The sequence below is a fragment of the Streptomyces spiroverticillatus genome (genome assembly GCA_014650415.1).
In the GTDB taxonomy this organism is placed as follows: Bacteria; Actinomycetota; Actinomycetes; order Streptomycetales; family Streptomycetaceae; genus Streptomyces; species Streptomyces spiroverticillatus.
This window is the reverse complement of record BMUX01000019.1, coordinates 158643-168668: the sequence shown is the minus strand read 5'-3', so window position 1 is coordinate 168668 and position 10026 is coordinate 158643. Positions and strand designations below refer to the sequence as shown.

Here is a 10026-nt window from a genome sequence, read left to right as displayed (position 1 = left end):
CGGGCCCCGCCGTTCACTTCGAACGGCGGGGCCCGGCGTCGTCGTACCCCGACCGGAACCGACGTTCCCCGCCCCCGGTTCCGCCGTCGTCGTCCCGGCATCGGGCCCGTTGTGTCACCCAGGTGTGACATGTGTACGAAACCATGGCGTGAAGCTGCGTAGTCTGCTGTGCGTCGGTGGAAAGAACGAGATGGGGAAGGGAGAAGAGCCGTGTCGATGCCCGAGGATCACCAGCGGGACAAGAAGGACGACAAGGAAATCCTCCGGGTCGGCACCGCCGTCCGGAGGCGGCGCCGCGCCCTGGAGCTCACCCTTGCCGTGGTGGCCGAGCGCAGCGGCCTCTCCGTGCCCTTCCTCAGCCAGATAGAGAACGAGCGGGCCCGCCCCAGCATGCGCTCCCTCCAGCGGGTCGCCGAGGCGCTTGAGACCACCGTCGACCAGCTGCTCGCCGCCGCCGACTCGGCGCTCTCGGTCGGCCTGGTGCGCGCCGACGACGACCCCGGGCTCGAACTCGGTGCGGGGGTACGCCCGTTGGTGCGCGGACACCACCAGCTGCACGCGCTGGAGTTCACCGGCATGCAGGACGCGGGCCGCGAGTACCAGCACCGCAACGACGAGCTGATGTACGTAGCGGAGGGCGCCGTCGAGGTCGAGGCGGAGGGCCGCGCCTACCGGCTCTCGCGCGGCGACGCACTGCACCTCTCCGGGGGTGTGCGCCACCGGTGGCGGGCCACCGAGCCGGACACCAAGATCCTGGTGGTGGCGGTCGCCGAGCACATCGACGCGGCCGACGAATCGCGGAGGTGAGGGTGCGGCCCCGGGTGGTCTCCCTCGTCCCCTCCCTGACCGAGGCGATCGCCGTCACCGCGCCCGGCGTGCTCGTCGGCGCCACCGACTGGTGCACCCACCCGGCCGACCTCGGGCCCGGCGTCGTCCGGGTCCGGGGCACCAAGAATCCCGACGTGCCCGCGATCCTCGCCCTGCGCCCCGACCTCGTCGTCGCCAACGAGGAGGAGAACCGGGAGCCCGACCTCGCCGCCCTCCGCGCGGCGGGCCTGGACGTCCTGGTCACCGAAGTGCGCACGCTGGAGCAGGCGTTCACCGAGCTGGAACGGGTACTGCGGGCCTGCGGCGCGAACCCTGGGCCGCACTGGCTGGAGACGGCGCGCACCGCCTGGGCGGACCTGCCCGAGGCGGCGGTGCGCCGGGCCGTCGTGCCGGTCTGGCGCAAGCCCTGGATGGTCCTCGGCCGCGACACCTTCGCCGGTGACCTGCTGCGGCGGCTCGGCGTGGTGAACGCGTACGCCGGTCACCCGGACCGCTACCCGCGCGTCCCCCTCGACGAACTCCTCTCCTGCGGGGCCGAGTTGGCTGTCCTCCCCGACGAGCCCTACCGCTTCACCGCCGACGACGGCCCCGAGGCCTTCCCCGGCCTCCCCTGTGCGCTCGTCGACGGGCGGATGCTCACCTGGTACGGCCCCTCGCTCGCCGAAGCCCCTACGCTGCTGGGCGCGGCGCTGCGAGCAGCACACCGCTGAGCAGGCCCCGTACCGTACGGAAAGCGGTCACGGCCCACGCCAGGGCCAGCAGTGCGAACAGGGCCGCCGCCAGCCAGCCCAGCGCGTCCAGACCGGTGTGCCTGGCCAGGCCCGCCGCGCCCGTCACGCACGTACCGACGGGGAAGGTGAAGCCCCACCAGGTCATCGCGAACGGCATCCCGGCGCGGGCGGCCCGCACCACCAGCGACACCGCCAGGGCCAGCCACAGCAGGGCGAAGCCCAGCACCGGCACCCCGTAGACGACCGCGAACGCCTGGAAGCCGTGCGCGTACGCGGGCCCGATCGCGCCCGGTGCGACGTCCGCGAGCTGGTTGACGGCGGTGGTCGACTGGCCGAGGGGGCCGAGCACCAGGAAGAGGGTGGGGGTGAGCGCGAGCGGCAGCGGGCCGTGGGTCAGCAGCCGGGCGAAGACCAGCGGCAGCAGGAGGAGCGTCGCGAGCAGGCTCAGCCCGAACATCGCGTAGCAGCCCAGCAGCATCGCCGTCCTGGCCTGCCCCTCGGGCAGGTGCGGGATCAGCTGCGGGCCCAGCGCCGCCGCGACCATCGGGGCGACCACCGGCAGCAGCCACACGGGGGTGGCGCTGCCGACCCCGTCGATCCGGTGCCGTACGACCATGAGGTACGGGACGACCAGTGCGGCCAGCAGCGACAGGGCCGTGCCCGCCGTCCAGAGCACCCAGGCGACGGCGAGGGCGGCCGGCTCCCCGACGACGTCCTTCCCGGCGGCCATGGTCGCGCCGCCCACCGCCAGCACGCCCATCGCGAAGCAGCCGTAGAAGGGGGCGACGGAGGCGTCCAGGAGGTGGGCGCGGGCCTGGTCGCGGTGGTGGCGCCAGTGCAGGGCGCGGGCGGCCAGGAGGACGAGGAGGGCCAGCGCGGACAGCGCCCAGGCGGCGTCGAGGAGGGGGCGGGGCGGGGTGAAGGGGGCCGGGAGGGAGTTTCCGGCGGTCGCCAGGATCGCGGTGCCCATGACGGCGGCGTACCAGTTGGGGCCGAGGTGGCGGGTGAGGGGGGCCGGGGGACGTGCGGTGGTGACCATGCCTTTTATGCTCCGCCGGATGGATTGCCCCTGGTAGAGGACGGTTTGCGATGGGGGCATAAGCTGGCTTTATGAGTCAGGAGCCGTCGATACCGCTGTCCCACCGGGTGCCCGATCTGGGGGCGCTGGAGCTGCTGCTCGCCGTGGCCCGGCTGGGGAGTCTGGGGCGGGCCGCCAAGGAGCTGGGCATCACCCAGCCCGCCGCGAGCGGCCGCATCCGGTCGATGGAGCGGCAGCTCGGGGTGACCCTGGTGGAGCGCTCCCCGCGCGGGTCGCGGCTGACGGCGGCCGGGGCGCTGGTCACCGACTGGGCGGGGCGGATCGTGGAGGCGGCCGAGGCCTTCGACGCGGGCGCGCGGGCGCTGCGCGGGCGGCGGGACTCGCGGCTGCGGGTGGCGGCCAGCATGACGATCGCGGAGTACCTGCTGCCGGGCTGGCTGGTGGCCCTCCAGGCGGAGCGGCCCGGGACCGCCGTCTCCCTGCTCGCCGGGAACTCGGCGGCCGTGGCCCGGCAGTTGCTGGAGGGGGCGGCGGACCTCGGGTTCGTGGAGGGGCTCGCGGTGCCGGAGGGGCTGGACGGGGTGGTGGTCGCCCGGGACCGGCTGATCGTGGTGGTGGCCCCCGGACATCCGTGGGCGCGGGCGGGCCGGGTGGTGACGGCCCGCGAACTGGCGGCGACCCCGCTGATCCTCCGGGAGGAGGGGTCGGGCACCCGGCAGGTCCTGGACGCGGCACTGGCCGAGCACGGCGGCCTGTCCGCCCCCCTCCTCGAACTCTCCTCCACCACGGCCGTCAAGGCGGCGGCCGTGAGCGGGGCGGGCGCGAGCGTGCTGAGCGAACTGGCCGTGGGCGAGGAGGTCGGGGCGCGGCGGCTGGTCCGGGTGGAGGTGGCGGGCGTCGCGCTCGCCCGCGACCTGCGCGCGGTCTGGCCCACGGGACCGGCCCCGGCGGGCCCCGGCCGCGACCTGCTGGCGCTGACCCGGCGGGGGTAGCTGCCTAGACCGTACGGGCCACGCCCAGGGCGTCGAGGCGGTCGCCGTGGGAGGCCAGGCGGCGGGTGAAGTCCGGGAAGGAGCGTTGGCCGGGGGCGGCCCAGGCGACCTCGGCCAGGGCGCACAGGCGGGGGAAGGCCAGGTACTCCGCGTGGGAGGGGGTCGACCAGTATTCGCTCCAGAGCTGGGCCTGTGTGCCCAGGACCCGTGAGGCGGTCTCGGGGGGCCAGTCGGAGGGCGCCGGTTCGAAGGCGTAGACGTCTTCGAGGGTGACGATCACGCCGGGCTGGGCGGGGGGTTCGGTGGGGGCGGGGGACTGGGCGTAGTCCAGGTAGGTCGAGCGGTGGGGGGCCATGATCACGTCGTGGCCCGCGTCCGCCGCCGTGCGGCCGTGGTCGGCGTCCAGCCAGCTCATCGAGGTGAAGCGGGGGCCGAGGTCGGAGCCCGTCGAGGTCCAGCCGATCGCCGTGCGGCCGTGCGAGGCGAGGAAGGCGGCGATCTCGTTCATGAACCAGCCGTGGAGGGCCTGCGGTCCCGGCAGGCCGAGTGCGGCGGCGCGCTCGCGGGCGTAGGGGGTCGCCTCCCACTCGGCCGTCGGGCATTCGTCGCCGCCGACGTGGAGATGGCGGGAGGGGAAGATCGACATGGTTTCGCGCAGGACGTCGCGGCAGAAGGCGAGGGCGTCCTCGTGCACGCCGAAGGTCGTCTCGCAGACGCCCCAGCGGGTCCAGACGTCGAGGTGGCGGGTGGGGTCGTTGCCGAGGGCGGGGTAGGCGGCGAGGGCCGCCCGTGCGTGGCCCGGCATTTCGATCTCCGGGACGACGGTGATGCCGCGTTCCGCCGCGTGGGCCACCAGGCCGGTCAGTTCGTCGCGGGTGTACGAGCCGCTGTGCGGCGTTCCGTCGCCCAGCGTCTCGGACCGTACGGACCCCACTTCCGTCAGTCGCGGCCAGCCGGGTACCGGCAGCCGCCAGCCCTGGTCGTCGGTCAGGTGGAGGTGCAGGACGTTCAGCTTGTGGAAGGCGAGCAGGTCGACGAAGCGGTGCAGGAAGGACACCGGCTGGAAGTGGCGGGCCACGTCCAGCATCGCCCCGCGCCAGGGGAAGCGGGGCACGTCCGTGATCTGGGCGCAGGGGAGTGTCCAGCGGACGCCCGGCACGGGGGCGTTCAACAGGCACTCGGGCGGGAGGAGTTGGCGCAGGGTCTGGATGCCGTTGAGGAGTCCCGCCGGGCGGGCCGCCCGCAGCATCACCGCGTCCGTGCCCACCGTCAGCCCGTACCCCTCCTCGCCGAGCCCGCTCAGCGCCGGGTCCACCGCGAGCACGATCCGGCCGTCCGGTGCGGCGGGGAGGGGGAGCCCCGTGGCCGGGCGGAGCAGTGTGCGCAGCAGTGCGGCGGCGGCCTCCGCGCCGGGTCCGACGCGCAGGGCGGTCTCCCCGTCGAGGACGAACTCGCCCTGGATGCGGGCGAATTGGGTGGGGCGCGGGACCAGGTTCAGTCCCGGGGAGGTGCGAGGTGCGGGCATGGCGGGTGGGGGCTCCCTTGGAGAGGTGGTGAGTGGGACACGTACAGCCGTGGCGCCGTACAGCCATGGCGTCGTACAGCCATGGCGCCGTACAGCCGTACAGGCGTACAGGCGTAGCGCCGTACAGCCGTAGCGCTGTCAGCCCTTGACGGCTCCGCCGGTCATCCCCGCGGCGACCCGCCCCTGGAGCACCAGGAAGAGGATCAGGACCGGCAGGGCGAAGAGGGTGGAGGCCGCCATCGTGGCGCCCCAGTCGGTGCCGAAGACGTTGGAGAAGGAGGACAGCCAGACCGGGAGCGAGCGGTCGTCCTGGCTCTTGATGATCAGCATGTTGGCGTACGCGAACTCGTTCCACGCCGTGATCGTCCCGAAGAGCGAGGTGGAGAGCAGGCCGGGTGCGAGGAGCGGGAAGGTGATGCGGCGGAAGGCCCCGGCGCGGGTGCAGCCGTCGACCTGGGCGGCCTCCTCCAGCTCCACCGGGATGCCGACCAGGAAGCTGCGCAGCGTCACGATGGTGAAGGGCAGGTTGATCATGAAGTAGATCAGGGTCAGCATCGGGAGCTTGTCGAGCATGTCGGTGTCCCGCGCGATGATGTACATCGGGATCAACAGTGAGCCCCAGGGAGCCACTTGGGCCATGAAGACCAGCAGGTAGAAGCCGCGCCGGCCGTGCCAGCGCAGGCGGGCCACGGCGAAGGCCGCACCGAGCGCCACCACCAGCGCCATCAGCACGCTGCTGAAGGTCAGGAAGAGGCTGTTGCGCCAGAACATCCAGAAGCCGTCCGCCGCGATCGCCTTCGAGAAGTGGTCGAGGGTGAAGGAGGTCGGGAAGAAGAGCGGGGTGTCGGCCTGGATGTCCTGGGTGGGCTTGAAGGCGGTCGTCACCATCCAGTAGACGGGGAAGACCGAGAGGACGAAGGTCAGCAGGGCCGCCAGGTTCAGCGGCAGGCGGCGCAGGAGGCGGCGGGGCTCGCGGGCCGTCGCCGCCGGGGCGGCGGAGGCGGCACGTGCCGTGCCGGGCAAGGTGGTTGTCGGCGCGGTGGTGGTCACAGGTCCGCCTCTTCCTTGAACATCTGCCGGGCGTACGCGATGAGCATCACGACCAGGATCAGCACCGTGACGGTCGACGCCGCGCCCGCCAGGTCGTACCGGTGCAGCGACTGCGCGATCTGGTACGCGTACACCGGCAGGGTGGTGGTCGAGCCGTCCGGGCCGCCCTTGCTGATCGCCCAGATCTGCGCGAAGCAGGTGAACGTCCAGATGATCTCCAGGCTCAGGACGAGGCCGAAGATGGGGCGCAGGATGGGCAGGGTGATCGAGCGGAACATGCGGGAGCCGCTCGCCCCGTCCAGCCTGGCCGATTCGTACAGCTCGGTCGGCACCGTGATCAGCGCCGAGTGGATGGTGATCGCGGCGAAGGGCACCGACTGCCAGACGATCAGGACGACGAGGATCGCGAAGGTGGCGGGGCCGTTCGCGAACCAGGAGTAGTTCTCGTAACTCTCGAAACCGAGGTGGACCAGGACCCAGTTGACGACGCCGTAGCGGGAAGCGAAGAGCCACTGGAAGACGGTCGTGGTCGCGATGACCGGGCTCGCCCACGCCAGGACGAGCCCGCTCATCACGAGGATGCGCATTACTTTGCGCAGCCGCTGGATCATCAGCGCGACCAGGGTGGCGATCACCATGATCAGCGCGGTGTTCAGGGTCGTCCACCACAGGGTGCGCCAGACGACCGTCCAGAACTCCCCGTCGCCGAGGATCTTCTGGTAGTTCTCGAAGCCCACGAACTTCGCGTCGCCCCGGATGAGTTCGCCCATGCCGTAGCGCTGGAACGAGATCACGATGTTGCGCACCAGCGGATAGACCAGCAGGTACGCGGCTCCGGCCACCGCCGGTGCGATCAACAAGTACGGCCGATACGTGCGCGGCAGTGCGCGCGGCAGGGTGAGACTCATGGTCCGGGGCGCCAACCTTGCTTGTGTCAGGGCTGCTTGGGCTCAGTGGCTACTTGGTCAGGGTCTTGGTGATGTTGTCCGAGGCCTTCTTCGCCTCGGCGGCCATGTCCTTGCCGGTGAGCACCGCCGTCATGTAGCCCTTGATCGGGTTGGTGGCCTCGACGGCCGCCCACTCGGGGGAGTTGGGGGTGGCCCGGCCGTTGGCGGCCGCGGCAGCCATCGCGGCGCCGCCCGCGTCGCCGTCGAGCGCCTTGGCGAAGGACGTCTTGTTGGGGACGTAGCTCATGGTCTTGGCCATGTCCGTCTGCCACTTCTCGCCGGTGAACGCCTTGATCACCTCGTACGCGGCGTCCTGGTGCTTGGACGCCTCCGGGATGATCAGGTCGGAGCCGCCGGTGAAGGACGCACCGGGCTTGTCGGCGGTCTTGCCGGGGACCGGGAAGAAGCCGAACTTGCCCTTGAGGGCCGGGTTCGCCTCCTCGACCAGCTTCACGTTGCCGGGGACGGCGATGTACTGCGAGACGTCGCCCTTGGAGACCACGTCCGCCAGGTTCGGCTTGGCCTCGTCGGAGTCCTTGGGGCCCTTGCCGAGCGCCTGGAGCTGCTTGTAGAACTCCATGCCCTTGAGTGCCTCGGGGGTGTCGAGGGCGCCCTTGTAGTTCTTGCCGTCCTTGACGGCGAGGTCGCCGCCTTCGTCCCAGATGAAGCCGGCGAGGGTGTACCAGGTCTGGCCGGGGAGGTAGATCCCCTGGTTCTTGCCCTTGTTGAGCTTCTCGGTGATGGTGATCCACTCTTCGCGGGTCTTCGGCGGGGCCTTGATCCCGGCCGCCTCGAAGTGGTCCTTGTTGTAGATCACCACGCGGTTGGCCGCGTACCACGGGATGCCGAACTGCTTGCCGTCGATGTTGCCCGGCTCGGCGAGACCGGGCAGCCAGTCGTCGCCCTTGAGGTCGGCCTTCTTGTCGCTGAGGTCCTTCACACCGCCGCTCGCCGCGTACTGGGCGACCTGGGTGTTGCCGACCTCGATCACGTCGGGGGCGTCATTGCTGGCCAGCGCGGCGGTGACCTTCTCGCCGATGCCGTCCCACTCCTGGATCTGGACGTCCAGGGTGACGTTCTTGTGGGTGGCCGCGAAGTCCTTCTTGAAGCGGTCGAGGTACTCCTTGGTGACGCTGTCCTTCATCATCCACATCGTGACCTTCTGCGGTCCGTCGGTGGAGGGTTCGTCGGAGGAGCCGCCGCACGCGGAGAGGGCCAGGGTCAGTCCGAGGACCGCGCAGCCCGCGACGAGGCGGAACGTCCGGGGGAGGGCTGAGGATGCAGAGGGCGCTGTAGGCACTGAGGACACCTCGAAGGGGATGTGACCAGTTGGTCAATTGGTCAACTGGTATAGACATTTCCAGAAGGTGGCACGGAGGTGGCGTCCCGTCAATACCCTTGCGCACAAGGGGTTTTCGACATGCCGCCAATGGTTACGATGGCTTTACCAGTTCGCAATGAGTTGACCAGTTGACCGGAGACACCCCGTATGGAGATCCACAGTCAGGGCGGGCCGCCCGGCGCCGTGCTCAAGCGCGAATGGGTGCGCGAGCATCTGCTCGGCATGATCGAGACGCGCTCGGCCGGCGACCCGATCCCCTCCGAACGCGCCCTGAGCGCAGAACTCGGCGTGTCACGGCCGACGTTGAGGGCCGCCGTCGACGAGCTCGTCGCCACGGGGCTGCTGGTGCGGGAGCACGGACGGGGCACCTTCGTCGCACCCGCGAAGATCACGCAGGAGCTCGTCCTGGACGACGCACGGTCCCCCCGCTTCCACGCCCCGATCGCCACCGGCGTCTGGACGAGTTCCGTACTGGAACTCATCACCCGGCAGGCCGGCGCCCGCATCGGCCGCAAGCTCCGCATCTCGCCCGCCGCGGACCTCGTCTACATCGCCCGCCTGCAACGCGTCGACGGCATCCCCATGGCCATCGAACACCTGCATTTCCCGGCGGAGTTGGTGCCGAACCTGAGTCGGGAGGAGCTGGAGGCGGGCGAGCTGTACGACCACCTCCGCGACCGTCATCAGGTGTACGTCCGCGAGGCCACCCAGTCCATCGAGCCCACCGTCGTCAACGAGGCGGAGGCAGCGGTGCTGGACGTGCCCGTCCTCTCCCCGGCCCTGCTGATCGAACGCCTGACGACGGACACCTCCGGCCGCCCCATGGAGTACGTCCACTCCCTCTACCGGGGCGACCGCTACCGCATCATGTCCCGCCTCTCCTTCGGTACGTCACCTGGGGCGCCGGCGGTGCCGTCCGCGCCGGAGGCGCACCTGCCGGGGCTGCCGCCGGGGGACTTCGCGGCGGGGGGCGGGATCCTGTCGTCGACGCGGGGGGATGTGCAGGACGGGGGGTGAGGGGCGGTTTGCGAAGCTCACTTGCGGTTACCCGATGGCCATGACTGCACAGAACGCCAACGCCAAGTCCACTGCTGCCAAGTCGACCGCCGCCGCGGCGAAGAAGACCGCGGCGAGCGCCACAGGTCAGGCCAAGGAGGCCACGAGCACGGCGAAGGACGCCACGACGAAGGCCTCCACAGCGGCCCAGACGGCGACGTCCGCGGGCCTCAAGGGAGTTCAGGCCGGGAAGCAGGCCCTGGAGTCAGCCTCCGGCAAGGTCGTCTCGACGGCGACCACGGCCTGGACCTTGATCCAGAACCGCAAGGCGATCGTCGCCGGGGCGGGGGCCGGAGTGGTCGCCATCGGCGCGGTCTCCTTCGCGGTGGGCCGCAAGGTGGAGCAGCACAGCCGGGGCCCGCTGACGAAGATGCTGGCGGGCACGAAGCTCTGACGAGGTGCGGGTGCGTCGTGCCCGGCGCTTCGCGCAGTTCCCCGCGCCCCTGGAAGGGGCGCGGGGAACTGCGCGAGCAACCCAAAAACAAGCCGCGCGGCGAGCGCTTTAGGTGAAGGGGC

10 protein-coding genes are annotated in these 10026 nt (G+C 71.2%); 5 read left to right on the top strand and 5 right to left on the bottom strand.

Annotated elements, in window-relative coordinates; all coding sequences use genetic code 11:
- Nucleotides 1-216 precede the first annotated feature (216 nt).
- Both IE269_RS35920 and IE269_RS35915 read left to right on the top strand, forming a co-directional pair.
- Entirely contained in the window at nt 217-807 is a 591-nt protein-coding gene (locus IE269_RS35920; RefSeq protein WP_189827487.1) for a helix-turn-helix domain-containing protein, read from the top strand.
- 14 nt (nt 808-821) lie between these two features.
- Nucleotides 822-1538, top strand: coding sequence for a helical backbone metal receptor (locus IE269_RS35915; RefSeq protein WP_189827474.1), 717 nt, complete (start codon nt 822-824; stop codon nt 1536-1538).
- Here IE269_RS35915 and IE269_RS35910 read toward each other — a convergent pair.
- Nucleotides 1498-2598, bottom strand: a complete 1101-nt coding sequence (locus tag IE269_RS35910; RefSeq protein ID WP_189827473.1) for a TDT family transporter — start codon at nt 2596-2598, stop codon at nt 1498-1500. The two genes, IE269_RS35915 and IE269_RS35910, sit on opposite strands and share 41 nt — an antisense overlap.
- A 71-nt stretch (nt 2599-2669) precedes the next feature.
- On the opposite strand from IE269_RS35910, the gene IE269_RS35905 reads away from it, so the two are divergent.
- Nucleotides 2670-3590 (top strand): LysR family transcriptional regulator, encoded by a 921-nt coding sequence (locus IE269_RS35905; protein ID WP_189827472.1) that lies wholly within the window; start codon nt 2670-2672, stop codon nt 3588-3590.
- Between the two features lie 4 nt (nt 3591-3594).
- Here IE269_RS35905 and IE269_RS35900 read toward each other — a convergent pair whose 3' ends face one another.
- The 4 genes from IE269_RS35900 to IE269_RS35885 form a co-directional block, all read right to left on the bottom strand.
- Entirely contained in the window at nt 3595-5115 is a 1521-nt protein-coding gene (locus IE269_RS35900; RefSeq protein WP_189827471.1) for a beta-N-acetylhexosaminidase, read from the bottom strand.
- Nucleotides 5116-5253: 138 nt separating this feature from the next.
- Nucleotides 5254-6165, bottom strand: coding sequence for a carbohydrate ABC transporter permease (locus IE269_RS35895; protein ID WP_438817611.1), 912 nt, complete (start codon nt 6163-6165; stop codon nt 5254-5256).
- Nucleotides 6162-7073 (bottom strand): carbohydrate ABC transporter permease, encoded by a 912-nt coding sequence (locus IE269_RS35890; protein WP_189827470.1) that lies wholly within the window; start codon nt 7071-7073, stop codon nt 6162-6164. The genes IE269_RS35895 and IE269_RS35890 overlap by 4 nt, the downstream gene beginning before the upstream one ends.
- Nucleotides 7074-7122: 49 nt before the next feature.
- Entirely contained in the window at nt 7123-8412 is a 1290-nt protein-coding gene (locus tag IE269_RS35885) for an extracellular solute-binding protein (protein WP_438817610.1), read from the bottom strand.
- 189 nt (nt 8413-8601) lie between these two features.
- Here IE269_RS35885 and IE269_RS35880 point away from each other — a divergent pair, with 189 nt between their 5' ends.
- Both IE269_RS35880 and IE269_RS35875 read left to right on the top strand, forming a co-directional pair.
- Nucleotides 8602-9471 carry a GntR family transcriptional regulator gene (locus IE269_RS35880; RefSeq protein ID WP_189827469.1) on the top strand — a complete coding sequence of 290 codons (870 nt, stop codon included), beginning with the start codon at nt 8602-8604 and terminating at the stop codon, nt 9469-9471.
- Between the two features lie 40 nt (nt 9472-9511).
- On the top strand, nt 9512-9904 hold the full coding sequence (locus IE269_RS35875; protein ID WP_229898139.1) for a hypothetical protein: 393 nt from the start codon (nt 9512-9514) through the stop codon (nt 9902-9904).
- The last annotated feature ends 122 nt before the right edge of the window (nt 9905-10026 follow it).